Source organism: Chryseobacterium antibioticum (assembly GCF_012927325.1).
GTDB classification, from domain to species: domain Bacteria; phylum Bacteroidota; class Bacteroidia; order Flavobacteriales; family Weeksellaceae; genus Chryseobacterium; species Chryseobacterium antibioticum.
Window position 1 is genome coordinate 87988 of sequence record NZ_JABBGI010000005.1, and the last position, 26631, is coordinate 114618.

The following is a 26631-nucleotide window of genomic DNA, read 5'->3' on the forward strand; positions in this document are numbered from 1 at the left end:
ATAGCTCAGTCCAAAACCAAAAGGATACAGAGGCTCTCCACTGAGATCATAATAATCATTTCCTCTTCCGGTGGGATGATGATTGTAGGTCAGAGGCAGCTGTCCTTCTTCGGCCGGAAACGTAATCGGAAGTTTTCCGGATGGATTTTCTGTTCCCAACAGAACTTTTGCTACCGCATTTCCGCCTTCTTCACCGGGATACAGACCTCTAAAATAGCGCCTACCTTATCTTTCCAATGGGTCGTTTTTATAGCAGATCCGCCTACCAGAACTACCGTAACAGGTTTATTTAATTTTGAAACTTCCTGAATGAATTTCTCCTGATTTCCTGGAAGACTCAGCGAAGAACGGTCCTGAAATTCCCCTTCATGAATCCCTGCCGTAATAATGATATGATCTGCATTCTGTGCGATTTTCAAAGCTTCATCAAAGTCTTTCTGATAGTTCTCAATACCATAATTCCAGATCAGTTCGATATTGGCTTCTCCCCTGTTTTCACGGAACTCAATGACTATATCATATTTTTGATCTTTAACAAACTCTACAGCAGCCGTTTTCGTGGAGTACCCCAGTTTCTCCCATTGATCGACAATGAGTCTCCCATTTAAGTACAATCTGAAACCATCATTTCCACGCAGTCCCAACTGATATTTCCCCTGATCCGGAGCTTTCAGTTTTCCTGTCCAGCGAATACTGTAATGGTCAGGTTGCAATGTTTCAGGGTCTGGCGAATACAAAGTCCACTTGAAATTAATCTGTTCATCTTGTCTTTCAAAAACTGAACTGCCTTTTAAGCTGCTGTTGGAAAAATAAAGGCCTTGTAATCCTTTTTTATTTTCAAAAGATAAGAGATAGGAAGGTACTGTTTTAAAATCCTTGAGATCCCATGTAATACCTTTCACATAAAGGATTTCAATATTTTTATCCCGGGTGAAGTTTTTCATTCCCTGCAGAATGCTCACTTTATTATTTCCCGGCCCTGAATATCCTCCCAGTCTGGCATCGGCAGCATCTGTCCCAATAAGGGCTATTTTCTTTACATGGGGAGATACAGGTAGTGTTTCGTTATTATTCTGCAACAGCACAAAAGATTCAACCGCTGCTTTTTCGGCCAACGGTTTATGATTGATCTTTTTCAATTGCCGGATATCCTGGTCAGAAACATAAGGATTTTCAAACAATCCCAGCTCAAATTTTGCTTTGAGCACTCTTGTCACGGCATCATCTATTCTTTCCTTTGAAATTCTTCCATCCAAAAACGGAGGGATAAACAATGCATAGTGTTTGTATTCTGTCTGAAATATTACATCCAGCCCGGCATTGATAGCTTGTGCAGAAGCATCGTCATAATCTTTAGCCGTAAAATGCAGTACATTCGCTCCTCCAACGGCACTGGCATCGCTGATGACAAATCCTTTGAAGTTCCATTCTTTTTTTAGTTTTTCCGTGAGCAGCCAATGATTTGCAGTAGAAGGTTTTCCGTCGAGCAGGTTATAAGAAGTCATTACAGATCTGCTTTTTCCTGTGGTAAATGCTTTATAAAAAGGAACGAGGTGGGTTTCTTCCAGATATCTTCTGCTCCAGTGGATCGGGTACGAATCTCTTCCGCCCTCTCCTACATTCGCTAAAAAGTGTTTCGGGGTGGTAATGATTCCCTGGTCTTCAAATGAGCTCACAAAGTGTACTCCCATCACAGAGGTCAGAAAAGGATCTTCCCCGTAGGTTTCTTCTGTTCTCCCCCATCTGACATCACTGGCTATGTTCACCACAGGGGTCAGGATCTGGCGGATGCCTCTCAACCTCGATTCTTTTGCGATGGCTGAAGATACTTCTTTCATCAGATCCGGATTGAATGAGGCCGCTAATCCAATGGCCTGTGGAAAGGCTGTAGCTCCTTCGCGCATTAATCCGTGTAAAGCTTCATCAAAAGGGATGATAGGAATTCCCAATCTGGATTCTTCAATGAAACATTTTTGGATAGCATTGATCTTTTTCGCCAGTCTTTCGGCATCTTCATCGGCATTATATTTTAGCATTTGTCCCGCAACGCCTCCGCCCTGATTTCCGGCACTTACCTGTAATCCGAAAATCCCGTGTTTATACTGGTCTTTGGGAACGTTATCCAGATCTCCCGGAATCATAAAACACTGCCAGAATTTTTCTTCCGGAGTCATTCTTTTCAGCAGATCCTGAACCCTGATCTCAATGGGTTGCTTAGGATCTTTGTATAAGGGGTTCTGTCTTTGGGCGTGAAAGGAAGCTGAACTGAAAGACAATACAATGGTTGTCATTTTAACAAAACTCAGTTTCATCATTTCGTCATTTGAATTACGGTGGCATACTTCAGCTGTATTCTTTCTTCGGGAAGCTTTATTTCCATCCTGTTTCCAGTCTGTTTCCATTGTACTTTTGAGGATAAGCCGAGAACTTTCAGTGATTTTGGCTTAAAGTTTTCAGGAAGTGTAAAAATGAGCACCAATGGGCTTTTATAGTCTATTTTATCGTCAATATGGAATACATTCAGGGTTTTACTGTCTTTCGCCTGGGTGTAATAAAAACTTCCATCGTGATAGGGTTCTGCGGCTCTTGTAGCAAAGACCGCCGACTGATTTTTCTCCATCCAGCCGGAAATTTCTTTTAATCTTTCATACACAATGGGATCATAGTCTCCATTAGGTCCCGGAGCAATATTCATGAGATAGTTTCCGCCTCTTGAGATGATTTTTATAAGGGTTTCAATGATCTTTTGTGAGGATTTATAGTTATCGTTGGGAACATAGGAAAAGGAATCTCCCATGGTGATACAGCTTTCCCAGGGAATAGAAAGCGCATGTTCGGGAACGGCCTGTTCTGGGGTTACATAATTCTCCCATTTTCCGGGCACAGTACGGTCTACCACAATAATTCCCGGCTGATTTTTCCTGGCCATAGTTCCTATTTTATCCATATCAATATCCTGTTCTACTTTAATGGTTCGTTGCCATTCTACAGAAGGATCAATGGTTTTGAAAGGGCGTACCCAACCTCCATCCAGCCACAAAATATCGACCTTGCCGTAATTGGAGGTGATCTCGTTCAGCTGATTAAAGGTGAATTTTTTAAAGCTTTCCCACCTTTCCGGGTATTTTTTGGGATCGTAGTTAACGTTCCGGTCTTTTGGCGGAAAGTATGGCCACCAGTAATACTCGGAATGCCAGTCGGGTTTTGAAAAATAGGCCCCGATCTTGAATCCGTCTTTCCTAAAAGTATTGAAGATCTCTTTGGTGACATCTGCTTTTGGATTTTTTGAGAAGGGGGTTTTGGCGGAAGTTATTTTATAGTCAGATTCTTTGGTATCAAACATCGTAAAACCGTCATGATGTTTTGTTGTGAAAACTACATATTTCATTCCTGCTTTTTTTGTAGCATCTGCCCATTTCTGAGGATTAAAATCTACCGGATTGAAACTGGCCTGAAGGTTTTCATAATTCCTGACATATTCATTATATGATTGTCCGTGTTCCGGTTTTCTTTGCGTCCAGGATTCATCCTCAGGACAAAGGCTCCAGCTTTCTACAATCCCCCACTGACTGTAGGTTCCCCAATGCATAAACAGTCCGAATTTTAGATCCTGCCACTGTTCCAGATTCTGAACGACAAGCGGATCATCCGGTTTTTGATAGCCTGCAGAGACGTTGTGCGCCTGCGAAAAAAAAGCTGAGGAAATGAAAAAGGAAGACAGGAAAAGGGTTTTCGTTTTCTGTTTAATGAGCATAGAAGGTTAGTTTTTGCTAATTTAATCATCCTTTTCTTAATCAGCAAACCTTAATTTCTCAGCAGATCATCCAGTGCATTATCCAGATCAGGATAGGAAAACCTGAATCCATTTTTGAGGAGTTTATTGGGATAAACATTTCTGCTTTTGAGCAGGAGCTCGGTTTCTGTATTCAAAAACAATGACGCGATTTCCAGCTGCCAGACCGGAGCATTTAATCCAAAAGGAATTTTCAGATGTTCTCTCATTTTTTTCATGAGAACTTCGTTGGATACAGGATTTGGAGCCGTTATATTGAGAGGTCCTGACATATTTTCATGGTCAATAATCCAGTCAACTGCTTTACAGAAATCATTAATATGAATCCAGCTCACTTTCTGCTGACCTCTGCCTTGTTTTCCGCCAAGTCCCAATTTTGTGATCATCCGCAATTTTGGAAATGCACCCCCATTATTCCCCAAAACAATAGATGTTCTAAGGGCTACTTTTCTTACTTCTTCATGGTTAACCTTAAAAAACTCTTTTTCCCAGCTTTTGCAGATATTCATTGAAAAATCGTCGCCGATGATCCCGTTTTCTTCCATATTCAGCTGTGTTTCTGAATGGACATAAATGGTTGCAGAAGCAGCATTTAACCAAACCTTAGGTTTCACAAAACATTCATCTACAGCCTGCTGAAGTATTTTGGTGCTATCGATTCTTGAAGAATAGATTTCTTTTTTGTTGTTTTCATTATACCTGCAGTCTACGGATTTTCCTGTAAGATTGATGAGTACATCGGCTCCTTCAATACTGTTCTTCCATTCCCCTAATGTATGGGCATCCCAATATATTTCATGGTCACGTTTGGGGTTTCTGGTTAAAATATAAACCTGAGAGCCTTTCTCTTTAAAATATGTTGATAGGCTTTCACCTAGAAATCCGGTTCCGCCGGCGATTATTATTTTCATGGGGTTTGAGTTATACTATTCTTTTTATTTTTGATGTCCCACCGATTTTTCAGATGGCACAGATCGTTATCATTGTTTTTACCATTAAGATCAATGAAGATGATAGGAAGTATTAAGAAAATAAAATGATTTAGCATTCTTAAAAACTTAAAAATCCTTAATGGTTCAATTGTTTTCATTCCATACCTTCTTAGTTGTAAAAATTTAAATTTCAAATAAACTTAAGCGTTTATTTTATTTTTAGAAGGTTACAGAACATATTTCTTTGTTTTCACTTCAATTTCGGACCCTTCAGCCAACATGACCGAGATGGGTTTCTTTTCATTCAGAAATTCAAATTCTTTTCCGTAGAGCGCACTGAATTCTATGTCAAGCTGATAGTCTTTAATCGGATAATAGTCCCACTTTGGATGGCAGACTTCATATTCTGAGGTTTTGGTTTCTCTTTTGGTATAGCCATAATAGTGCTCGGTAATAAATTCAAATTCTGAATCGGTTTCCATGGGCAAAGGATTGTTATCAGCCGTGATCTGGATGGAATGCCAGCTTTTATCTTTCCATGAGTATTTTACCGTCAGCTCATCGCCATTGACATCGATTTGATTATTCATTGGCATTGTTTTATAGTTTTCTTTATAAAATGAATTGGCCACAAAGCTGAGCGCATATTTCGGAACGATCTCTTTGATAAAAACAACACCTCTTTTCCATACATTCTTTTCCTTCTTTTTAACGTAAAATCTCAGATTAACTTCTTCAAAATTGCGGTAAAAAGGAATTGAAACACCTAATAATCTGGTATTTAAAAACATAAACCCAACAAGACTCACATAACATTTTCCGTGGTAAAAATCGAGTTCTGTCCCTTCGGGGAGGTATTTTTCCAACACCTGAGGGTCTGTTTCGTAGTTGATGATGGCTAATTTTCGCCATTCGGCTTTTAGGAAGTTCATTTTTGTAGTTTTTGGGTTTCGGAGTTTGATCCGAGTTGAAAGTTGTGACGTGTTGAATACAGATTTGATATTAATCGGATGCTTCTGCTGTTTTCTTAATTAATTCGTTTCGGTCTAACAGGAAGTTTCTCATATAATTTTTAAGGAAAATATGATTAAAAAACCTTCCAATCATTCCCAGCGGAGATTCGAATTCAAAGATATCGATCATGACTGTGCCCTTATTATTCTTTTTAAAAATATGTTGATGTTTCATCGTTTTAAAAGCTCCATTGAGCATCATATCCGTGAACTGGAATGGCTTCTCCATACTTATAATTTTTGTTGTTAAAGTCTGATCAACACCTAAATGTTTGGCCCTCCAAGTTACCGTTTCATTTTCTTCAATAAGTCCGGATGTTCTTCCTGCCACTGCTTTTTCATTGGTTTTCCTTGTTGATTTTTGATGTAAATCAATATCTCTTGCGAGGTCAAAAACTTTGTGGATATCTGCTTTGATGTGGGTTTCTAAATAAATTCTAGCCATTGTTTTTGTTTTATAGGTTCGGGATAATAGATGTGCGGTTCGGGGTTCGAGTTACTGTTGAAAACATGAAGATTTGTTCGGTAGGTTCTAATCTAAAACCTTGACGCCTGATCTCTTTATTCTTTATTCTTTATTCTTTATTTCTAAAAAGTTTGCTTTCTGTGTAGTTCCGGCAGTTTTTTATCTATTCTTTCAGCCAGTTCCGGTAGCTTGATTGTGGGAACAGCAGGGAAAAGATGATGCTCCATATGATAAAACATGCTGAAGGTAAGTTTATTTTTCCAGGAGCCGCGCTGTGTTCTCGCGATATTGGGATTTTCATGGGTATCGTGATGAACAGTCCATACTGCAAAGAATGCCATTAGAAATTCGCCCAAAGACATGATCAGCACATGATAGATAAGGAAATAAATCTGAAAATAGAACACAATGAAAGCAAAAACCGCGATCGAAACGAGCTCTGCAAGCATATTTCTCTTATATTTTTTATTGGCTTTTTTGAAAGTAATCCAATGGATCAGAAACATGTGTTTCGGACCGTACAGAATGGCTTCATCCCATTTCATAGAGGCTGATTTCCCCTCATAATCTTCTTCTGAAAGACAGAATTTGTGATGCCTGATATGGTTGAATTTTACGGCATGAATAGAGGCCATCATTAAAATACTGTTCAGGTACAGAGAAAGCCAGGTGAGAAACTTTCCGGTTCCCAAAGCATTGTGAAAGCCATTATGCACCTGCCTGAGCGCCGTCAGAAAATAGAATCCTGAGAAAGGAAGCGCCAGCCAGTAATATTCATAATAAGCCAGTACGATCGAAATAAAAAACCATGGAAGACTGATATTGTTTTCGATCAGCATTTCTTTAAGGGAAAGCGTTCTGAGATCTTTCCATTCTACTTTTCTGATGAGTTCAAGGTGGTTCATATTTTCAACTTTTTAAAGGGTAAGCCAAATAATAAATGCCAGAGCTGTTATTCTGAAAAGGATCCATGAAATGGTAGGAAGATAGCTCAATTTTAGGAGTTTACATCGTCTCAGGTGCTCCAGAAACATCACCAACACCACAATTCCGAAATACACGATATAAAAATTGGGTGTAAAGTCCGTAAATAAAGCAGGAATCAGAAGTAATGTTCCGATCAGAGAGACGGTCATCATATTTCCAAGATAGTTCCAGATCCTGTCTTTTAGATACGTTCTCAGAAATATCGTTTGCCAAAGGATCTGTCCAATGCATACCGTAAATTCTCTCAAAAAATGATGACTTAAATTAAACCCCAACTTTCCAGAAAACAGACTTAAAATGTAAGCTGAAAAGATAAGGACACCTACCATATAAGTGATCCTGTATTTGATATTAAAATCAGGGACACATGATTCTTCATGATCATCTTTAGCTGACGGAATGATTTGTTTTCTGTTGTAAGAAACCAATGAATACAGCCTCTTAAAAAACCCGTAAAGCGGTTGCACTCTGGCTATTTTCTCCAATAAAGGAAATGAATTTCCAATGATGAGAAGAAGGCTGTCTAATCCGTACACGACTTTATTTTTATGATGATCTATTAATGCAATCTCGTTTTTTGCACGGGTGAAATCTATAAGGGTTTTATTGCCCGCAGACATTTCTGTAAAGGCTTCTCTTCCGTTTTCATCAAGCATTCCGCATTTTGTAAAACCTTTAGAATACAGATTACACATGGGACATTCATTGTCGTAGATCAGGGTGTGGTTTTTCAAGGTTTTCATAATGATGTATTTTAAAAGGTTAGGAAATCTCCACGGGTTCTTTTATGGGAGGATCTGAAAGTGATATACATCCAGATCTTAAAGATGAGTGTTTTCATTTTCGATGAGTTTTTCTTTGTTCATAGCATGTTTACGGCCTTTCAGAAACAGGAGAAGATTAAGAAGCATCATGATTCCGAGGTAGATAGAAAAGCCACCGATCTTTTTGCTTAAAGCCACGACCAGTCTTTCTATTGTTTCAATCTGAAAGAATTCAATGATACACAAAGCGAATCCGATATTCAGGAGATAAAACCCGATCTTAAATAGAGAATTGGTGGCCATTGCAATGTCTTTTTTCTGGTGAAAAATATCAATCATAAATGTTTTTGAATTTTTGAACAGAAACTGAGATACCAATACGGTAAGGGCAATTACGATAGGTAAATAGATCATGTACGCAGAGAAATTGTACGTCGTGGTTAAAACGGTTGTGATCATAGCTGTATTATTTTAAAGTTAATTTGTTTCTTAAAAAGTAAAGGGTAAAAATGTTCATATAATGCAAGACGCAAAGAATCAAAGCTATATATCCGATGCGGACGGCTGTGACTGCAATAACTTCTTCCGTAGAGCTGACATGGTCCCAAAATGCCAGGTTCACAGCAATATATCCTAGGTTCAGCAGGTAGTAACATCCGAGAAGTATCCTGTTGATAGTAAGGCACATCTCCTGATCATGAAGGAGGTATTCCAGATAGGACTTTCCGGCCTGAAAGCATCTTCTTCCCACATCTATGGTAATATAAGAGCTGACCGTAAGGAAAATGAGGTATGATACTATATTAAACATTTTATAAATATTATATTTTCAGTAATTTTTGAAAATTAAATTCAAATAAAAAAGTTCTCAACTTTTTAGACGGTTTCTTTTACGCTAGTCTTTTGATCTTTATAATATTCATCAGTTATATAAGTGTCATACAAATAGAATGATGCCAAGATAGGACTGTAGACTAAAGAGATTATTAAAATACCTCCGAAAATATCGCTGACCTCATAATCCTGAGGTTTTACTCCCGTTATCATCAGCAAAGAAATCCAAGATGGTAAGATCAGCAGTCCGTATATAATAAAGATCAATGATTTCTTAGATTTCAGCAATATTCTGGTGATAAAACTGATAAGTTGCGGAATACCAACAATAAGATAAAAAAGGGAAAAATGACCAAAAATTAGCGCTGCAATTCCTATTTGAAAGAAAGCAAATTGTGCATAAAAATCATATCTAGCGAATTTTTCCATAATGTTTGTATTAAAAAGCAGAAGATTTCTTTTTTCCGAAATAAAAGATCAAAAATAAATGAACAATTAAGTTTTTCATGACTATTATTTTACATTTTTATTAATTACAGTACTCCATTCTTTTTCACGTGCAGAATTTCAACCAAATCCATGTATCTTTTGTGAGACACCACAGAAAGATCATTATGGATAAACTGATTTTTTAAATTATGAAGACTTTTATTCTTATTGATATAATAAAATAATGCTTTGAATTCTTTTCCAAAAACCCTTGAAACAAAAATTTCGATATACCATTTTACGCAAGCAAATCTCCATGGCGTCTTAGGCTTTACAAATTCCACTATGACAATCTCGCCTTTATCATCAATAATTCTTGATAATTCATCGGCAAAAGTTTGAATCTTATCTTCCTCTATGGTCTTTGTGCCATAGGAACAAAGAATAATATCCATGGAGCTGTTCGGAATCCGGTTCTTAAAAAAATCTTCCTGAATCTGCTTTACAGCATATACATTTTTAAAAGCTGAGGATAATTTTAGGTTCATCGCTGAAGAAAAGTCAAGCGTTATAATTTTTGTATTCTCATTGTGCTTTTGAAGAAACTTTAAATTTTCTCCCTGTCCGCTCATCAGATCCAGCACTCTTTTATCCCCGTAATCTGTAACCTTTCTCACCGCCTTTCTTCTGAACAATCCGGTAAAACCTAAAGAAGCAATTTCATTGATATAATATCTTGGCTGAATTCTGTCAAAATACTGTTGCAGATCATTCATTTTCAGACTGTTTTTTAATTGAGTTCAACACATGGCCCTGCATTTTGTCCAAAATATAATTAGACCATTTTTTCCAGTACCAATTGGGTGCAATTTTATAGCTATACTGCGTTTTTGCTGTTATTTTTGTCCGGTTTCCGGAAAGCTCCTGCAAAGAAATCTCACCATAATCAACTATAAAATAATCATGCAGGTGTTTGGCATCGATTTCGTCATAAAGACTCATCTCTTTCATAGGAACAGTCTGGTTTTCCAAAGAAAATCTGACTTTCTTATTTTCCAGATACTCATCAATTTTCAAATTGAGTTCATCATTGTTCGTCTTACACTTGTACGCCAGATTTCCATCATGATCAATAAGCTGTATACTTTTCGGATAGCTGACTCCTTTTTCGAATAAAACAAAATCCGGTTTGCTGAATAGAATCTCCGTACTGAGTAATTTCCATACTTGATCACTGGAAGAATTAACGATTATTTCTGTAGTCACAGTATCCTGAATAGGTTCTGAATTCTGATCAAAAATATAAGACGCAGGATTGATAACGAGAAGAAATAAGAAAACGCTTCCTGTATACCTCCGTTCATCCAGAATGCCAATTACAGCACCTAACATAAAGCCGATCACCATAGCAAATGCAATAAAAGGAATCGCCATAATAATACAAATTGCACCTTCTATTCCACATCCAATTAAGATCAAAGACAATATAACCAGCCCTATTATTATTTTTAGAATAGTTAAAAGAATCTTTCTGACTCCAATTTCTTTAAAATATTTGATATAGCCAATAATAAAACCAATTGAAATAGGAATGGTAAAAAACATAGTAACTCCATAGTCACCCTTTAAAACCAATAAAAACCATATTCCAATGATAAGAGTAACAAATACAAAAATAGAAAGGTAAAGATGTTTTTTAAATACACTTTTCATAGTTATTATTAATTTTATATTTTCAGTAATTTTTGAAAACAAAATTCAAATAAAAAAGGATTTTAGTCCTCTTCTATTTTAACAGGTTGGTAATCTTCCCTACCAGCCAGTGATCATCGCTCTTAATGGCCAGATCCATAATATTATTGATTTTTCCGGTTACTGAGCTGAAATCCTGCATCAGTTTGATGAACTCTTTCGCTTCTTCCGAATCATTATCTTCAATATTTTTCAGTTCTTCCAGAAAAGAAATTACAGGTTCTATTTCTCTTTTTCTGCGTTCTTTTGTGATCTGCTTAAACAGAAACCACACATCTTTTTCTGCAATGAAGTATTCTTTCCGGTCGCCCTTTATAAATTCTTTTTTTACGATTCCCCAGTCTATTAGAGCGCGTAAATTCATATTGGCATTTCCTCTGGAAATTTCCAGCTGCTCCATCACCTCATCAGTAGAAAGTGGTTTTCCACTGGCCAGAAGCAATGCATGAACCTGTGCCATCGTACGGTTGATTCCCCAGTTGGTAGCGAATGTTCCCCACGTCTGGATGTACTTTTCTTTTGCTTCTGAAAGTTTCATTTGTTGCTCCATTTTTTATTTCTGTAACAAATGTAATTATATTTTTTGAATTTTCAATAATTTTTGAAAATTAATTTTAACTACCTGATTTTTCACATCATCCTACATTTTTTTTCTGGTAGATAGCTACTTTTTAAATGCTATTTCCTCCTCTCCTCTCCCAGTCTTTGTTGAAAAAATATGATCTTTTACTATTTATTAATTTTTTAAATTATTCCCATTGAAAATCACTTATGTGAATCCTGTCATCTTACAAACTGTGGCATAAAAAATGATTGATCTTTAGGATATACAATCATTGAAAAATGGATACACAATTAGAACAACACATTATACAGGTGTTTCAGAATCAGAAAAAATTCTTTGCCACCCATCAAACCAAATCAATTAGTTTTAGAATCAAACAGCTTGAAAACTTCAAAAAGGTATTTGTTGACCATACCGATGCTCTTTGTGAAGCCTTATTTACGGATTTAGGAAAGAGCAGACAGGAAGCGGAATATGCTGAAATAAAGCTCGTCGTAGATGAATTAGACTATTGCCTGGCCAATCTTGAAACCTGGGCAAAGCCGATTGAACAGCCTACCATTAAACATTCTTCCGGCAATGAAATGATCAGTAAAATTACTTTTCAGCCTTATGGTGTCAATTATATTGTAGGTCCCTTTAATTATCCGGTTCAATTGACGTTCAGTCCTTTAGTGGGAGCACTTATAGCGGGAAACACCGCTATCATTAAGCCATCAGAAAACACGCCTAACGTTGCCAATGTCATCGAAAAAATTGTACAGGAAGCATTTCAGCCGGAATATGTAGCGGTTATTCAGGGAGCGATTGAAGAAAACACCCTTTTGCTGAGCCTTGACTTCGACTATATTTTCTTCACGGGAAGTCCTAATGTTGGAAAGATTGTCATGAAAGCTGCTGCCGAAAAGCTTATTCCTCTCACCCTTGAATTGGGTGGTAAGTCGCCTACCATCGTCCATAAAGATGCCGATCTGGTTAAAACAGTAGAAAGAATCACCCGGGGAAAGTGGATGAACTGCGGGCAAACCTGCGTGGCTCCGGACTATATTTATGTCCATGAATCTATCAAAGATGAGTTGATTTTAAAGTTTAAGGCTTATCTGGACCAAATGTATCCGGATTCTTCATTCGGTAAAATTGGAAAAATTGTCTCTCAGCAACAGGTTAAACATCTGGCAGGCTACTTAAGTGCTGCCGAAGATAAAGTGGTGTACGGGGGAAAATATGATGTCGAAAGCCGTTATTTTGAAGCTACCATAATGGATCATGTCAACTGGAGTGATGCGGTGATGCAACAGGAAATATTTGGCCCTATCCTTCCGTTTTTGACCTATACAGATATTAATGTTGTTGTAGATGAAATCAATTCCAGACCCAAACCATTGGCTTTATATATATTCTCAGAAAACAAGGATTTTGCTGAAGATGTATTGAACAGAACGACCAGTGGTGATGCTGAAATCAACAGCACACTGATTCATGTTGGGTCTCATTTCCTGCCATTTGGAGGTGTAGGAACATCTGGTATGGGGAAATACCATGGTAAATACAGTTTTGAAACATTCAGCCATACAAGGTCTGTACTGGAATTAAAGTAAAAATTGTGTATTTGAATGAACCACGATTAACAATTAAACCCCGTCAATTTTCAAATTGATGGGGTATAATTTTTTTAAACGGATTTGATTATGGTATAAAGACCCTTTTTTTTAAATATTATTTTGAAATTGTTTTATAGCTCTCAACGAGTCTTAAAAATTCGGATCTGTAGCCTTCCTCATCATTTCCTTTGCTTTGTCTGGCAAGCGCTTCAATATCTGAAAGATCTTTTTTACCTATTAGTTTCGAATCTCTCAATACCAATCCAAACCAGGCTACAGATGATGCAAACTTAAAGTCCGGGCTTGCCGATGTAATGGATTCTTCAGAATTTTTAACAACCTGATTGATTTCAATACTTTTATCTTCATCCGGCTTTTTGTAACGAAATTTTACTGTTGCCAATTCATCCCCAAAGTTTTGAGAATTTGAAGTTGTCGTATATTTCAATTTACTTTCTTTAGGTGCCAATTCTGAGGTACTATTTACAGGAATAATTTCATACAAGGCTGTTACAGTATGCCCACTTCCTAATTCACCAGCATCAATTTTATCATTTTTAAAATCTTCATTTCTCAATTTCCTGTTTTCATAACCAATCAGCCTGTAAGATTTTACATATTTAGGATTAAATTCTATCTGAATCTTTACATCTTTAGCGATAGCATACATACTTCCTGCAAATTCTCTTCCCAGAAATTTATTGGCTTCCTGTATATTATCAATGTAAGCATAGTTTCCGTTTCCTTTATCTGCTAAGGTTTCCATCTTATTATCCTTATAATTGTCCATTCCGTAACCAAGACAGGTAAGAAAAACTCCGGATTTTCTTTTTTCTTCAATTAAAGTTTCCAGATCTGTATTTGAAGACGCTCCTACATTGAAATCACCATCGGTAGCTAAAACAACTCTATTGTTTCCCCCTTTTATAAAGTTTTCCTGTGCCAGTTTATAGGCGAGTTCTATCCCTGCTCCACCTGCTGTACTTCCTCCTGCACTAAGCTTATCTAAAGCTTCTATTATTTTGTCTTTTTCTTTAGCTGAGGTAGGTGCTAAAACCATTCCAGCACTTCCTGCATACACTACAATCCCTACTTTATCCTGCGGCCTCAGCTGATTTAAAAGTACTTTTAAAGAAGATTTCAACAGCGGAAGTTTATTTGCTGCATCCATAGAACCGGAAACATCAATAAGAAACACCAAATTTGAATTAGGCAGATTATCCATCGGGATATTTTTACCCTGAAGCCCTATTTTTAAAAGTTTATGTTCAGGATTCCAAGGTGAATCATTGTATTCTGTATGAATGGAAAATGGTCTTTTATTTTCAGGTTGAGGATAATCATATCTGAAATAATTGATCATTTCCTCTACTCTTACCGAATTTTTATCTACTTTCCCTCCATAATTGATCATTCTTCTGATATTGGAATATGAAGCATTGTCTACGTCAATAGAGAAGGTAGATAAAGGCTGATTTTTTGTTAATTCAAACGGATTTTCAACCAAAGAAGCATACTCTTCATCATTATAATCAATTTGTTTCTTTACCCCTTTTTTGCCGGTAGAATTAGATATTTTACTACCCAGATAAACTTTCTCATTCTTATCAAATGATCTTCTTCGGGACGAACTCTCCGTAATAATACTGCCCGATGAAACTTCCATAGCAACCAGGCTTTTGGGTTTAGGACAACCATTATATTCGGGCATTCCCGGAACTGTAGGACAGGCGTCATCTTTATCTAATATACCATCACCATCTGTATCCGGCCACGGGCAGCCATTGTTCTCCGGCGGTCCTGCAACAGTAGGACAAGCATCGTCTTTGTCTAAAACTCCGTCACCATCAGTCTCAGGCCAAGGACAGCCATTATTTTCAACAAATCCTGCAATTTCAGGACATTGATCTAATTTATTGGGAACACCATCTTGATCTTTATCTTTTCTGACACTTAAAGGTTTTGAACCTTTATCAGTTGAAGACAGATTACCGGTCTTACAACTCCCTAATATTACAAGAGCTATTATCGAAACACTGATTTTTTTCATCCTATTTTTTAATAGTTGTGAAATTATCAAAATATATTTAAATTCTGTTAAATACTTTTAAAATTTTATTAAAACAAAGGCATAATCAACACTTTTAAGGTGCAATGCTGACTTTAATACCTTCATTCCCGTATTTCGCTTCCGGCATATAATAAAGATATACATTGCTAGCCTTGCCGATGTATTCTCCTGCAAATTCTACTTTCAGATCAAGATTGATGACTTTGGCCTCTCCTCCATCAAAATGTTCCCAATACAGTACCAGATAAATTTTCTTCATCGTTATTAATATCTTTAAAAATATAGAAAAAAAAGAAATTTCCGGGGAAATTTCTTTTCTTAAAATGTTAATTCTTGATCACCTTAAAGGTTTCCCATTTATCCTTAGATCTCAATCTTAGCAGATAAATACTCTGGGGATAGGAAGTAATGTCAATCGTGTTTTTACCTTCGCTTAGATTCTCTTTCCTCATAATAATCTTTCCGGCCAGATCATATACAAAAAGTTCGTCTATGTCATCTCTGGATTTGATATTGATGATTCCTTTTGTTGGATTCGGATAGATCAATGTTTTAGATTCCTGCTGATTATTTACTTCTGTTTCAAGCTTTTTGTTTAAATGATCATTTGAAATTCCATCATTGCATTCCGGAAGCGTGGCTCTCTGGAGAATCAATCTTAATAATAGAGCGTTCAGTTTTTCAACTTCGTAGGAATCAATGGTAGGTTTTATATGATCATTCCCGATTCCACTGTCATTGGTAAGAAAAGTGTAGGTCCCATTTGTCAGCAAGGCAAAGGTTCTCATCAGGTATTCCGTCTGCTTATCTGTATCGCTTGCAGATAAAGGAATAACTGTAATTCCTTTCCTAGCTGCTAGTTTTATTTTCTCATACAGTTTACTGATATTCTCATCTGATCTGTGTGGAGGTGCATCGAGAATTAAAAACATGATTTTCGCTGAATTCTCATTGCTCCATTTCAACTCATCTATGGAAACCTGCATTGCCTCTACAACAGCTTCCGGAGTATCTCCACCGCCGCCTGCATTTTGCTTTTTAATAAAACTGACCAGCTCTTCTGCTTTGTCAGAAAAATCAAACTTTTTGGTCACATATTCATCACCCTGGTCTCTGTAAAAAACAGATCCATATCTCACTGTGGTATTTTTCAGATTGCTTTCGACCTTTTTTAAAACGTCGAGAAGTTCAGACTGTAGATAAGAAATTTCGTCTCCCATAGAACCTGTAGCATCCACTACAAATGCAAGATCAAGATTTCTTTTTGTAATACAGGCTTTATCCAGCATAATAAGATTCTGTCCGTTTTTAAAATCCCGGATATTGCTGCTGATGATCTGCCCTGAACCGTCTGTTAAATAGTATTTTTCAGAAACCGGATTACTTCCTTTCATAGGCTCTATCCACAGCTCTGCATTTCCCAGATTATTAGAAACTGCTTCCCAGATGATCTCTTTTTTATCGTTCAGTAGTTTTACTTTTTCTCCGATTACAGGTTTTCTGTTTTTATTAACCAATTGTACGGAAACTCTTCTGTCAGGAAAAAATTTCCAGATACTTTTGTATTCATCCAGAGTTGGAACGGCAATATCTTTCCAGTAATCCCATTTTGAAAAATCATTGACTTCTCCGGCTGTTAACTGTCCTGCTCTTGGAAGATCTTTTTCCTCTTCTTTTATGATGTCCTCCGTTTTTTTAGATGCCAATTCTTTAAGTTTTTCCAGCTCAGATTTGGATAATCCCTGAGTGGTTACCAAAATAACTCCATTGCTGGCTTTCCTTCCATATAAAGCCGTAGCTTCTATCCCTTTTATGACCCTCAGTTCTTTGATATTTTTAGAATCGAGAACACTAAACAATGATTTCTCCGATTCAAATACAATTCCATCCACCACAAATACGGGTTTATCAATACTCATACTTCTGGCTCCTCTTATCCGTATTTCTGAATCTTTCCCATTTCCTGATGAAACCGTTAACCCAGCTACTCTGCCACTTAAAGAAGACAGTACAGATGGTCTTCCTGCTCCTTTATCTGTGGAAGCAATGATAACACTTGATGCAGATGTTGTAGCCTCATACATTTTCTTAATTCCTAAGCCCGTCACTACAACTTCTTCTATACTCGTTTCTCTTAAAGTATCTCTTTTTCCTTGCCCTGAATATCTGCGCTCCTCCGAAATTTCAGGCGGTACCGGCAGGTTGCAAGAATTGATTCCTGAGTTTTGTACATCTGTTGGTCCCACAACTCTTGAAGGTGGTTCGTAGGCAAGAACTGTTGGCGTTACAGGTTCGAGCTCTTTTTCAATATTAGATTTTACCGTACTGTCTATGGTTTGGATCTGGTTTCTCTGAAGATGATCTTTTGGTTTTTCCACAATAACAGAATTCCCTGGAGCGATTGTTTCTTTTTTATCTAAAAAATAGAGCACTCCCAGCCCAAGGATCAGACTTGCCGCAATTCCATAGGGAAACCAAACCGGCAGTATTCTCTTTTTCTCTTCTTTTTGATCTAATTTTTCTTCAACCTTTGCCCAAACTTTATCAAAACCCGGAAAAACAGCCGGCTCTTCTGAAAGCTTAGAAGCATCATTGAATCTTTTATCTATGTCTTGATTATTTTCCATTGCTCTAAAATTTAAATGTTCTGATTCACCAAAAGTTCCTGCAGTTTTTTCCTCGCAAAGTTGAGCTGCGATTTTGAGGTTCCTTCGCTTATAGAAAGCATTGAAGCAATTTCCTTGTGAGGATAACCTTCAATCGCAAAAAGATTGAATATGGCTCTGCAACCTTCGGGAAGGAAGTTGAGCAAACTCAGAATATCTTTTTCAAACGAAATGCTTTCCGATAAGGAACCGGATGTTTCTACAAAATCATCATCCATGGAAACGAACTGTGCTTTGGTAGCTCTCAGTTTCTGAAGACATTCATTGACCGCGATTTTTTTTGCCCATCCTTCAAAAGTATCCAGATTCTGGAGTTGCCTGATCTTCGTGAATATTTTATAGAAAGTATCGGCCAATACTTCTTCAATATCTTCATCATTTTTTAGATAGCGTCTGCAGACTGAGTACAGCTTGCCCGCCATTGTCTCATAGACCTTCCGCTGCGCACTGCGGTTGCTACGTTGGCATTCTATTAGTAATTCTCTTTCCATAGTCAGGCTTTATACTGTTATAGATGCATAAACTTTGGGATGGGTTGGAAACATTTAATTTTTTTTTTTGATAAAAAGCAAAATAGTAAACAATTGATTCACAAATAAACCGATTTAGTTTCTGAGATTTTTCCGTTTTATTCAACTTTTTTCACTTCCAAATTTAACTTTTCCCTTTGTAACAAATCTTTAATATGAACGACTATTCATATAAATAATCTTTTTATAGTAATGAAAAATACCAAAATTGCCTCATTACTTTTTGTTTTGTCTGCAGGAAGTATGATGTTTGCCCAAGATGACTTGATCAACAAATTAAAAAACAATCAATCTCAAAATGCTAATTTTCAGTTCACAGCGTTAAAAGACGTAGGAGCTACTTCAGTAAAAAACCAGGGTTCTTCGGGAACTTGCTGGAGCTACTCGGGAAATTCTTTCCTTGAGTCTGAAATGCAGAGAATGGGTAAAAAACCTGTAGATCTTGCTGAAATTTTTACAGCAAGAAATTCTTACCACGATAAAGCGAAGTTATATGTACTGAACAGCGGAGCGATCAGCTGGGGTGACGGAGGTGAATTGCATGATGTTGTGAATATGTACAAAAAATACGGAGCAGTACCTCAGGATGTGTATACAGGACTGAAATCGGGACAGAGCCTTAACAATTTTAAGGAAATGCAGGGGAAATTGAAACCCGTTCTGGACAGCCTTGTACAGGCAGGTTCAAAAGGAAAACTTACGGATAACTGGATGGATTCAGTAGATTCTATTCTGGATGAATATCTTGGAAAAGTACCTGCTAATTTTACCTATGAAGGAAAAAATTACACGCCAAAAACATTTGCTAAGGAAGTCGTAGGAATTAATCCTGAAGATTATATCGAGATCTCTTCGTATAAAGATTATCCATACTACCAGAAATTCGTAGTTCCAATTCCTGATAACTGGAGCCATGATTCTGACTGGAATGTTCCTATGAAGGATTTAACAGCTATTATTGATAATGCTGTAACTAAAGGATATTCTGTAGGATGGGCAACGGATGTTTCTGAGCCCTATTTCTCTTATAAAAATGGTGTAGCTTATGTTCCGGATATGGATTTGAGCCAGATCACACCTGAAAATAAGCAGACTTTGTTCACAGAGCCTAAAAAAGATAAAACCATCACAGAAGACATGCGTCAGAAAGCACTTAACAACCTTTCTACAACGGATGACCATGGGATGCATATCGTAGGATTGGCGAAAGACCAAACGGGTAAAGAATATTATATGGTTAAAAACTCTTGGGGAGTAACCAATGATTTCGAGGGATACCTATATGTAACAAGACCTTATGTTGAGTATAAATCAACGGCTATTTTGATTCATAAAAATGCAGTTCCAAAAAGCATCCTAAAGCAATTGAAACCTACTAAAAACATTGGGTTATAATCAAAAATCACTGTTACCGTTCACTGCGGTAATTTTAGATATTTAAATCTGTTAAAACCGCGCTCCAAAATTTTTGGAGCGCGGTTATTTTTATTATTCCTGATATTTTTACGCAGAATATTTCGCTATTTAGTGAAAATATTATACTTTTAATAATCAACAAATTATTACGTATGAAAAATTTAAAAAAATTATTAAAAGCAGATTTAAAGAAAATTAATGGTGGAAATGCGCCTGACTGTCCCGAAGGAACACTACCATGCTACATTCCACCTAAAAACGGCTTCCCTTCCCGTTGGAGATGTGTTCTGAACACTATGGAATGCCCGGATTAAAATGAATAAAACCCGCTTCCGGAAAATTCCGGAAGCGGGTTCTTTAAAAAAATAATTAGGTAGAAAATTAAATATAAATAAGTGAACTGTTAATTCATTTACAACGCTGTTCAATACAGCAGCGAAGTGCATCCACAATTCATAATTGTCTTTTAGTAAAGTACTCCTAAACTTTCAGCTGAAAAGTTTAAAAGCTCTTCCGTATTGCCTTCTTTTACTTTCTTCACCCATTCAGGATCCTGTAAAAGGGCTCTTCCAACAGCAACAAGATCGAAATCTCCTTTTTCCAGTCTTCTGATTAATTCAGATAAATCTGCTTTTTCAGTTCCCTGTCCGGCAAATGCCCCCATGAAGTCGCCTTCAAGGCCTACAGAACCTACCGTAATGGTTGGTTGCCCTGTAATTTTCTTTGCCCATCCTGCAAAATTTAAATCAGAACCTTCAAATTCCGGTTCCCAGAAGCGACGTTGTGAACAGTGGAAAATATCAACTCCTGCTTCTTTTAACGGTAACAACCATTCTTCCATTTCAGAAGGTGTAGCCGCTAATCTGGATTTATAATCCTGTTGCTTCCATTGAGAAAGACGGATAATAATAGTGAAATCTTCACCAACAGCAGCTCTGATTGCTTTCACGATATCAACAGCAAATCTGCTTCTTTCTTTCAATGTTTTCCCTCCATACTCATCAGTTCTGGTATTGGTTACTTCCCAGAAAAACTGGTCAATAAGATACCCGTGAGCGCCATGAATTTCAACAACATCAAAACCTAAATCTTTTGCTGATTTTGCAGATGCTGCAAACTGGGTAATGGTATCCTGGATATCTTTCAAGGTCATGGTGGAGGCTTTTTCCATTTCAACTAATGGATAATCTTCTGAACTTCTAGTATCACCCACATGCCAAATCTGAGGTCCCATTTTCCCGCCATTTTCATGAACGGCATCGATTACGTTTTTCCAGCCGTTTAATGCTTCTGTTCCATAAAAGTCAGGAATATTTTGCATGTTCTTTGAACCCGGTCTGTTGATTACTGTTCCTTCAGAAAGAATCAACCCTACTTCTGAAGCCGCTCTCCTTGCGTAATAATCTACAATTTGCTGAGTGGGTACTCCGTTATCAGATTGAGCTCTTGTCATGGGAGCCATGACCACTCTATTTTTAAGTTGAAGATTTTTATAACTAAATGGACTAAATAATGCGTCTATACTCATTTTGCAATTATTTTATATTTAACATTTTTAAATTGTTACACAAAGTAACTAATAATAGTTCATATTTGTATCTTATGAAGAAAAAAAGTGGTAACTTCGCAGTAACTTACATTAGTAACTTAAAAGTAACGCATGGTAAAGAATGAATTGATGAAATACAGCTGTCCCTTAGGAAAGGCAATGTCTGCCCTGGGAAGCAAGTGGAAACCGATCATTGTACTGGTTATTAAAGACCGCAAACTTCGTTTCGGAGAACTTGCCGTACGAATTAATGTGATCTCGAGAAAAGTACTTACCGACCAGTTAAGAGAAATGCAGACTGATGGATTGATCATTAGAGAAGAGTTTAAAGAACTACCTCCGAGAGTTGAGTATTCGCTGACAGAAAAGGGATTGGCTTTGCTGCCGATTTTGTATTTGCTGGAGGAATGGGAAGCGAAGTTTACTACGGAAGATTATAGTTCTGAGAAAAGCTGTGAGTTGTTGGATAAGAAAGTGACAAAGGAGGTCAAAGTCTGATTATTCTTTACTTCAGTTATTTTAGAATTAACATATTGGCAAAAGGAGTAATTTTTTGATTAGAAATTATTCGCAAATCTGCACTGGAAATAGCTTTCTTCCATTGTTTTTGACTTAGAAAATGAAATGCTCCGATATTAAAGAAAATAAAATTGGTTGTATCTCTAAATTGCTCCGACACAATTATTAATCCATTGCTTTTCAATATTCTTTTCGCTTCTTTAAAAAATAGAACTCTTTGTTCATGATCTAAAATTTCATGCAGTGATGTCAGTGCAAGAATAACATCCTGGGATTTATCCTCAAAAGGTAATTTCTCCGGAGAAATTTTTATTTCCTTTGGATTAGGTGGGAATATTTTTTTTGAAGTTTCAATTCCTTTTTCATGTTCGTGTCTGTTTCCATAAATATCACAAACTGTTAAGTTTAAGTTTGGATATTTTTCTTCTAATCTTTTGGACAAAGGATCAAAACTGGCATGAACCAGAATTGCACTTTTCGTTTTTCCAAAATCTACAGTTGCTTTTAAGCTTTTTAGTTCATATAGATCAGAATTATCATAAAGAATATAAGAAGCAACAAGTGAAGCCATAATATTTAAAATAATAAGGGCTCCTAAAATTCTCAATACTAAAACAAACATATCTAAGCTGATATAAAAAGACAATCCGAAAAGAAGAGCTGAAACAATAAGTCCCAATAGTATTTTTTGATAATTGAAGAGGATGACAAGTTTGGTGATTTTCATATTTTAGTTTTCTTATAAATTCCCTGATTCCCAATTTTTCCAGCTGTTATTAAATTCTAAAGTTGGTTTCCAATATGAAGCATCTTTATTTACCAAAATTTTAGAGATGAGTTGATACATCTCCTGTTTACGTGGTAAAATATTTGGATTATAGTGGAACTTATCAATTGTCATTAATTTTTTAAGACTTTTAGGAATATGTTTTCTTATTTCATCTTCTGTAGCAGAAATTAAACCTGGATTTATTTCGTAATAAAATCTAATTAAATCACCAAAACCAATTAATTTCTTTGGATTATCATAATCTCTTAATTTAATTCCAACCTTTTCATAATCAACATAATTATTATTAAAAGGAATTAATTTATCACGAACTTTTATTTCTTTAGTATTCTCTCCGATAAGTTCAAAATTTTCCATATCAGTAATACCTTGTCCATTTTCAATCTTTTCATATTCATTATTATCAATAAGAACAATATTGCTCGAATTTGAAATATAATTTCTTTCAGGATACTTATCAACAACATAATCAATACAATTACCAATATAATCAAGTTCAATTTCAGCTCTTGTAGCTCTATTTTGATATCCACTTTTTTCAAAAACAATTGCCCATTGGTTTTCGTCAGCATACAAATGAATTCGACTTCCTGCTGTTTCACAATAACCATGCTCCAAATTAAGGAAAAAATTATACTTAATATCCTGCGTTTGAACTTTGGGATAATATCTACCAGGCTCACCTTTAAAAGCTAAATCCAATTGTTCTAAAATTACATTTTCAGTATAACTCATCTGGGATTCTTTGGATCGCTTATTGCAAAAAACTAAGGTAAATAAAACGACAATGATTATTAACCTCATAAATTTTAATATAAAGAATATTTCGAACTAATTTAACAAAAAAACCGCTTCCCAAAGAAAGCGGTTCATTTTTATCTAAAAATCTCAATTAAAATATCGCTGGATATTTCTGAGGATTTGTTTCATTAAACATCGCGTAGATTTTTTCAACCATATCATCTGAAGATGGCTTGCTGAAGTAATCTCCGTCACTTGCATACGCAGGTCTGTGGTCGTTGGCAGCAATCGTTAAAGGATCTGAATCCAGATATCTGAATGCTTTCTGCTTCTCTAGGATCTGCTGTAAAATAAACGCTGAAGTTCCACCTTCAACATCTTCGTCGATTACGACCAATCTGTTGGTTCTCTTCACGCTTTCAGCAATTTCATTCGTTAAATCGAAAGGAATTAATGACTGAACATCAATCACTTCTGCAGAAATTCCTAATTTTTCCAATTCATCTGCTGCGTCCATTACTACTCTCCATGTAGAACCGTAAGTAACCAATGTAACGTCCTTACCTTCTTTAGTCACTTCAATTTGACCGACAGGAACAGTGAACTCTCCTAAGTTATCAGGTTGTTTTTCTTTTAATCTGTATCCGTTCAGACATTCAACAATCACAGCAGGATCGTCACTCTGAAGCATCGTGTTATAGAATCCGGCAGCTTTCGTTAAGTTTCTTGGTACCAACACCAGGATCCCTTTTGAAAGATTCAAAATCCCCGCCATTGGAGAACCTGAATGCCAAACACCTTCCAGTCTGTGACCTCTTGTTCTGATGATCACAGGAGCTTTCTGACCGCCTTTGGTTCTGTACTGAACCGTCGCCAGATCATCACTCATCCCCTGTAAACAGTATAAAATATAATCTAAGTACTGGATTTCAGCGATAGGTCTCAAACCTCTCATCGCCATACCAATACCCTGACCAAGAATTGTAGCTTCACGGATTCCTGTATCTGCTACACGTACTTCGCCGTATTTCTCCTGCATTCCCTCTAATCCCTGGTTAACATCACCGATATTTCCGGCATCTTCACCAAAGATTAAAGTTTCAGGATATTTTTCAAAAATTTTGTCAAAATTATTTCTTACCACTACTCTTCCGTCCACATCTTCAGAACTATCCGAATAGACCGGTTTGATTTCTTTCACATTTTCAGCTTTCCACTGGGACTGGGAATATAAGTGAGAAGAATAGTTATCTTTTTCTATTTCAAAAACTTCATTGTACTTCTGCATCAATTGAGTTCTTTCCGTAGAAGTAGTTCCTCTTGTTGCCAGTAAAGCTTTTCTTGTTAAATGGAAAATATCTTTTTTAGCCTTAGAAACCAATTTATTGAACTGGTTAATATACCCTTCAATTTCAGCATTCTGACCTTTAAGCTTTTCAACTAATGGAAGAACAGACTGATTTAAATCTGTAATGGTCTTCTGGTAATTTTCCCAGGCATTTTTCTGGCCCGCCTTTACTATTTTTTTTGCTTCGTCATCTATGGCATCTAATTCTTCAACAGAAGCAATGATTTCCTCTTGTCCTTCAATTTCGATGGAATAGTTTAAAATCCATTCTCTGAATTTCACCAATCCGTCAAATTGAGATTCCCAGGAAAGACGCTCTTCATTTTTATATCTTTCATGAGATCCGGAAGTTGAGTGACCCTGAGGTTGTGTCACTTCAATCACGTGAACCACTACGGGAACACTCTCTACTCTTGCAAACTGCTCTGCTCTTGCATAAGCATCCAATAATGCAGGATAATCCCAGGCTTTTACCTGAATGATCTCGCATCCCTGGTTCTCGCCTTCTTTTCTTTGGAAACCGCTTAACATTTCAGCAATATCAGCCTTTGCTCTCTGGTTTTTAGTAGGAACTGAAATTCCGTAACCATCATCCCAGATAGAAACAATCATAGGAACCTGAAGCGCACAAGCTGCATTCAATGTTTCCCAAAAATGTCCTTCTGCAGTAGAAGCATCACCAATTGTTCCGAAAGCAATTTCATTACCTTCATTAGAGAACTTTTCAGAACCGTCAAATTTTACACTTTTATAAATTTTAGAAGCCTGAGCCAATCCTAACAATCTCGGCATCTGACCTGCTGTAGGAGAAATATCAGAGGAGATATTTTTCTGTGCCATAAGATCTTTCCAGCTTCCGTCTTCATTTAAATTTCTTGTCGCAAAGTGACCGTTCATTTGTCTCCCTGCGGATGCCGGTTCTCTTTCAACACTTGTATCTGCATAAAGCTGTGCGAAAAAGCTTTCAACCGTTAAAGCATCTACCGCTAATGCAAAAGTCTGATCCCTGTAATATCCTGAACGGAAGTCTCCATTTCTGAAAACTTTCGCCATGGCCAGCTGAGGAAGCTCCTTACCATCCCCAAAAATTCCAAATTTAGCTTTTCCTGTAAGTACTTCTCTTCTTCCAAGATAAGACATCTCGCGCGATATCCTTCCTAACCTGTAATCTTCAAGTATCTGGTTTTTAAAATCCTGGAAAGAAATTTGCTGTGTTTCAATATAGGTTGTCTGCATAGCTAGATATAAAAGTTTTTATTCTTCAAGTATGGCGCTAATATACAATTTTTAAACTAATTTTAATTTTCAATAATCTTTTTTAAACATTTGATAATAAAAAAATTGTGTTTTATATTGTAAAAAATTGTAAATGATGGAAAAAAAATCACCTCATATCCTTAATGCCTCCAGCAATCTTTTAGGATTTTCTTTAATTATCATCACTTCACTGAAAATTACTAAAATGAGTGAGCATACTCATTTGGATGAATTTGCAGGACTTGCATCTATTCTTTTTGCCTTCAGCAGTTTTTTTTCTTTTCTGGCTATCAGAACGGAAAAGAACAAACTGGAAACCCAATATGAGACCATTGCGGATTATCTATTTTTAATCGCTTTATTTTGTATTGTTTTAGCAGTTATTATTGTGACAGTGAAAATAATTGACTAAATCTATAACCTAATAATTCCCTTTTTCAACATTTCCTTTTTCTTTGATATATAAGTCACTAGTTTGCTCTTATAACAGGAGGTTTCGCCATATAAATTAAATCAAGCAAAAGAGATGTTTTTTACGAACTCTATAATATCTTCGTAAAAAAAACATCGAAAATTATCATATTGTTAATCATTTTTTCTATAATGGT

Annotated in this window: 25 protein-coding genes and 1 pseudogene; 5 read left to right on the forward strand and 21 right to left on the reverse strand. The window is 36.5% G+C overall.

Annotated elements, in window-relative coordinates:
- Positions 1-60: 60 nt before the first annotated feature.
- From HHL23_RS05285 to HHL23_RS05345, 13 genes and pseudogenes are all read right to left on the reverse strand, one after another.
- Positions 61-2402: pseudogene (locus tag HHL23_RS05285) on the reverse strand (glycoside hydrolase family 3 N-terminal domain-containing protein); the annotation flags it as partial.
- Entirely contained in the window at positions 2312-3754 is a 1443-nt protein-coding gene (locus tag HHL23_RS05290) for an alpha-L-fucosidase (protein WP_169233772.1), read from the reverse strand. The pseudogene HHL23_RS05285 and the gene HHL23_RS05290, both read right to left, overlap by 91 nt.
- A gap of 50 nt (positions 3755-3804) precedes the next feature.
- Entirely contained in the window at positions 3805-4704 is a 900-nt protein-coding gene (locus HHL23_RS05295) for a TIGR01777 family oxidoreductase (protein WP_169233773.1), read from the reverse strand.
- 248 nt (positions 4705-4952) lie between these two features.
- Positions 4953-5657, reverse strand: coding sequence for a YqjF family protein (locus tag HHL23_RS05300; protein WP_169233774.1), 705 nt, complete (start codon positions 5655-5657; stop codon positions 4953-4955).
- Between the two features lie 70 nt (positions 5658-5727).
- Entirely contained in the window at positions 5728-6183 is a 456-nt protein-coding gene (locus HHL23_RS05305; RefSeq protein WP_169233775.1) for an SRPBCC family protein, read from the reverse strand.
- A gap of 143 nt (positions 6184-6326) precedes the next feature.
- A complete protein-coding gene (locus HHL23_RS05310) occupies positions 6327-7109 on the reverse strand; it encodes a fatty acid desaturase (RefSeq protein WP_169233776.1) in 783 nt (260 codons plus the stop codon).
- Between the two features lie 12 nt (positions 7110-7121).
- On the reverse strand, positions 7122-7934 hold the full coding sequence (locus HHL23_RS05315; RefSeq protein WP_169233777.1) for a DCC1-like thiol-disulfide oxidoreductase family protein: 813 nt from the start codon (positions 7932-7934) through the stop codon (positions 7122-7124).
- A 78-nt stretch (positions 7935-8012) separates the two neighbouring features.
- On the reverse strand, positions 8013-8414 hold the full coding sequence (locus HHL23_RS05320) for a hypothetical protein (protein ID WP_169233778.1): 402 nt from the start codon (positions 8412-8414) through the stop codon (positions 8013-8015).
- 7 nt (positions 8415-8421) lie between these two features.
- Positions 8422-8766: a hypothetical protein gene (locus HHL23_RS05325; RefSeq protein ID WP_169233779.1), complete on the reverse strand. Its 345-nt coding sequence runs from the start codon at positions 8764-8766 to the stop codon at positions 8422-8424.
- A gap of 65 nt (positions 8767-8831) precedes the next feature.
- Positions 8832-9218: a hypothetical protein gene (locus HHL23_RS05330; protein ID WP_169233780.1), complete on the reverse strand. Its 387-nt coding sequence runs from the start codon at positions 9216-9218 to the stop codon at positions 8832-8834.
- 104 nt (positions 9219-9322) lie between these two features.
- Positions 9323-9994 carry a class I SAM-dependent methyltransferase gene (locus HHL23_RS05335; protein ID WP_169233781.1) on the reverse strand — a complete coding sequence of 224 codons (672 nt, stop codon included), beginning with the start codon at positions 9992-9994 and terminating at the stop codon, positions 9323-9325.
- Entirely contained in the window at positions 9987-10931 is a 945-nt protein-coding gene (locus HHL23_RS05340) for a hypothetical protein (RefSeq protein WP_169233782.1), read from the reverse strand. Before HHL23_RS05340 ends, HHL23_RS05335 begins: the two co-directional genes overlap by 8 nt.
- Positions 10932-11004: 73 nt before the next feature.
- On the reverse strand, positions 11005-11508 hold the full coding sequence (locus HHL23_RS05345; RefSeq protein WP_169233783.1) for a GbsR/MarR family transcriptional regulator: 504 nt from the start codon (positions 11506-11508) through the stop codon (positions 11005-11007).
- A 305-nt stretch (positions 11509-11813) separates the two neighbouring features.
- Between HHL23_RS05345 and mdlD the strand changes: the two genes are divergently transcribed.
- Positions 11814-13133, forward strand: coding sequence for an NAD(P)-dependent benzaldehyde dehydrogenase MdlD (gene mdlD, locus HHL23_RS05350; protein WP_169233784.1), 1320 nt, complete (start codon positions 11814-11816; stop codon positions 13131-13133).
- 118 nt (positions 13134-13251) lie between these two features.
- Here mdlD and HHL23_RS05355 read toward each other — a convergent pair whose 3' ends face one another.
- From HHL23_RS05355 to HHL23_RS05370, 4 genes are all read right to left on the reverse strand, one after another.
- The gene (locus tag HHL23_RS05355) at positions 13252-15186 is read right to left on the reverse strand and encodes a vWA domain-containing protein (RefSeq protein ID WP_169233785.1); all 1935 of its coding nucleotides are present in this window, start codon (positions 15184-15186) and stop codon (positions 13252-13254) included.
- Positions 15187-15280: 94 nt separating this feature from the next.
- Positions 15281-15466, reverse strand: coding sequence for a hypothetical protein (locus tag HHL23_RS05360; RefSeq protein WP_169233786.1), 186 nt, complete (start codon positions 15464-15466; stop codon positions 15281-15283).
- 67 nt (positions 15467-15533) lie between these two features.
- On the reverse strand, positions 15534-17834 hold the full coding sequence (locus HHL23_RS05365) for a T9SS type A sorting domain-containing protein (protein ID WP_169233787.1): 2301 nt from the start codon (positions 17832-17834) through the stop codon (positions 15534-15536).
- Positions 17835-17845: 11 nt separating this feature from the next.
- A complete protein-coding gene (locus HHL23_RS05370; RefSeq protein ID WP_169233788.1) occupies positions 17846-18364 on the reverse strand; it encodes an RNA polymerase sigma factor in 519 nt (172 codons plus the stop codon).
- A gap of 231 nt (positions 18365-18595) precedes the next feature.
- Between HHL23_RS05370 and HHL23_RS05375 the strand changes: the two genes are divergently transcribed.
- Positions 18596-19798, forward strand: a complete 1203-nt coding sequence (locus HHL23_RS05375; protein WP_169233789.1) for a C1 family peptidase — start codon at positions 18596-18598, stop codon at positions 19796-19798.
- 173 nt (positions 19799-19971) lie between these two features.
- A complete protein-coding gene (locus tag HHL23_RS05380) occupies positions 19972-20133 on the forward strand; it encodes a bacteriocin-like protein (RefSeq protein WP_169233790.1) in 162 nt (53 codons plus the stop codon).
- Between the two features lie 152 nt (positions 20134-20285).
- Here HHL23_RS05380 and HHL23_RS05385 read toward each other — a convergent pair whose 3' ends face one another.
- Positions 20286-21347: an NADH:flavin oxidoreductase gene (locus HHL23_RS05385; RefSeq protein ID WP_169233791.1), complete on the reverse strand. Its 1062-nt coding sequence runs from the start codon at positions 21345-21347 to the stop codon at positions 20286-20288.
- A gap of 132 nt (positions 21348-21479) precedes the next feature.
- On the opposite strand from HHL23_RS05385, the gene HHL23_RS05390 reads away from it, so the two are divergent.
- Positions 21480-21866 (forward strand): winged helix-turn-helix transcriptional regulator, encoded by a 387-nt coding sequence (locus HHL23_RS05390; protein WP_169233792.1) that lies wholly within the window; start codon positions 21480-21482, stop codon positions 21864-21866.
- A gap of 16 nt (positions 21867-21882) precedes the next feature.
- Here the strand turns inward: HHL23_RS05390 and HHL23_RS05395 are convergent, their stop codons facing one another.
- From HHL23_RS05395 to HHL23_RS05405, 3 genes are all read right to left on the reverse strand, one after another.
- Positions 21883-22566 carry a methyltransferase domain-containing protein gene (locus HHL23_RS05395; protein ID WP_169233793.1) on the reverse strand — a complete coding sequence of 228 codons (684 nt, stop codon included), beginning with the start codon at positions 22564-22566 and terminating at the stop codon, positions 21883-21885.
- 60 nt (positions 22567-22626) lie between these two features.
- The gene (locus tag HHL23_RS05400; RefSeq protein ID WP_169233794.1) at positions 22627-23412 is read right to left on the reverse strand and encodes a DUF7003 family protein; all 786 of its coding nucleotides are present in this window, start codon (positions 23410-23412) and stop codon (positions 22627-22629) included.
- A gap of 157 nt (positions 23413-23569) precedes the next feature.
- Complete coding sequence (locus HHL23_RS05405) at positions 23570-26002, reverse strand: alpha-ketoacid dehydrogenase subunit alpha/beta (protein ID WP_169233795.1); 2433 nt, start codon at positions 26000-26002, stop codon at positions 23570-23572.
- A 133-nt stretch (positions 26003-26135) separates the two neighbouring features.
- Here HHL23_RS05405 and HHL23_RS05410 point away from each other — a divergent pair, with 133 nt between their 5' ends.
- Complete coding sequence (locus tag HHL23_RS05410; RefSeq protein WP_228464638.1) at positions 26136-26435, forward strand: hypothetical protein; 300 nt, start codon at positions 26136-26138, stop codon at positions 26433-26435.
- The last annotated feature ends 196 nt before the right edge of the window (positions 26436-26631 follow it).

What these genes read in the sequence shown, in the direction of transcription:
- HHL23_RS05330 (WP_169233780.1), bottom strand. Translation starts at nt 9,218, where the DNA reads ATGGAAAAATTCGCTAGATATGATTTTTATGCACAATTTGCTTTCTTT.
- HHL23_RS05360 (WP_169233786.1), bottom strand. Translation starts at nt 15,466, where the DNA reads ATGAAGAAAATTTATCTGGTACTGTATTGGGAACATTTTGATGGAGGA.
- mdlD (WP_169233784.1), top strand. Translation starts at nt 11,814, where the DNA reads ATGGATACACAATTAGAACAACACATTATACAGGTGTTTCAGAATCAG.
- HHL23_RS05300 (WP_169233774.1), bottom strand. Translation starts at nt 5,657, where the DNA reads ATGAACTTCCTAAAAGCCGAATGGCGAAAATTAGCCATCATCAACTAC.
- HHL23_RS05310 (WP_169233776.1), bottom strand. Translation starts at nt 7,109, where the DNA reads ATGAACCACCTTGAACTCATCAGAAAAGTAGAATGGAAAGATCTCAGA.
- HHL23_RS05390 (WP_169233792.1), top strand. Translation starts at nt 21,480, where the DNA reads ATGGTAAAGAATGAATTGATGAAATACAGCTGTCCCTTAGGAAAGGCA.
- HHL23_RS05320 (WP_169233778.1), bottom strand. Translation starts at nt 8,414, where the DNA reads ATGATCACAACCGTTTTAACCACGACGTACAATTTCTCTGCGTACATG.
- HHL23_RS05295 (WP_169233773.1), bottom strand. Translation starts at nt 4,704, where the DNA reads ATGAAAATAATAATCGCCGGCGGAACCGGATTTCTAGGTGAAAGCCTA.
- HHL23_RS05290 (WP_169233772.1), bottom strand. Translation starts at nt 3,754, where the DNA reads ATGCTCATTAAACAGAAAACGAAAACCCTTTTCCTGTCTTCCTTTTTC.
- HHL23_RS05345 (WP_169233783.1), bottom strand. Translation starts at nt 11,508, where the DNA reads ATGAAACTTTCAGAAGCAAAAGAAAAGTACATCCAGACGTGGGGAACA.
- HHL23_RS05385 (WP_169233791.1), bottom strand. Translation starts at nt 21,347, where the DNA reads ATGAGTATAGACGCATTATTTAGTCCATTTAGTTATAAAAATCTTCAA.
- HHL23_RS05400 (WP_169233794.1), bottom strand. Translation starts at nt 23,412, where the DNA reads ATGAGTTATACTGAAAATGTAATTTTAGAACAATTGGATTTAGCTTTT.
- HHL23_RS05405 (WP_169233795.1), bottom strand. Translation starts at nt 26,002, where the DNA reads ATGCAGACAACCTATATTGAAACACAGCAAATTTCTTTCCAGGATTTT.
- HHL23_RS05325 (WP_169233779.1), bottom strand. Translation starts at nt 8,766, where the DNA reads ATGTTTAATATAGTATCATACCTCATTTTCCTTACGGTCAGCTCTTAT.
- HHL23_RS05315 (WP_169233777.1), bottom strand. Translation starts at nt 7,934, where the DNA reads ATGAAAACCTTGAAAAACCACACCCTGATCTACGACAATGAATGTCCC.
- HHL23_RS05410 (WP_228464638.1), top strand. Translation starts at nt 26,136, where the DNA reads ATGATGGAAAAAAAATCACCTCATATCCTTAATGCCTCCAGCAATCTT.
- HHL23_RS05340 (WP_169233782.1), bottom strand. Translation starts at nt 10,931, where the DNA reads ATGAAAAGTGTATTTAAAAAACATCTTTACCTTTCTATTTTTGTATTT.
- HHL23_RS05370 (WP_169233788.1), bottom strand. Translation starts at nt 18,364, where the DNA reads ATGGAAAGAGAATTACTAATAGAATGCCAACGTAGCAACCGCAGTGCG.
- HHL23_RS05375 (WP_169233789.1), top strand. Translation starts at nt 18,596, where the DNA reads ATGAAAAATACCAAAATTGCCTCATTACTTTTTGTTTTGTCTGCAGGA.
- HHL23_RS05305 (WP_169233775.1), bottom strand. Translation starts at nt 6,183, where the DNA reads ATGGCTAGAATTTATTTAGAAACCCACATCAAAGCAGATATCCACAAA.
- HHL23_RS05335 (WP_169233781.1), bottom strand. Translation starts at nt 9,994, where the DNA reads ATGAATGATCTGCAACAGTATTTTGACAGAATTCAGCCAAGATATTAT.
- HHL23_RS05365 (WP_169233787.1), bottom strand. Translation starts at nt 17,834, where the DNA reads ATGGAAAATAATCAAGACATAGATAAAAGATTCAATGATGCTTCTAAG.
- HHL23_RS05355 (WP_169233785.1), bottom strand. Translation starts at nt 15,186, where the DNA reads ATGAAAAAAATCAGTGTTTCGATAATAGCTCTTGTAATATTAGGGAGT.
- HHL23_RS05380 (WP_169233790.1), top strand. Translation starts at nt 19,972, where the DNA reads ATGAAAAATTTAAAAAAATTATTAAAAGCAGATTTAAAGAAAATTAAT.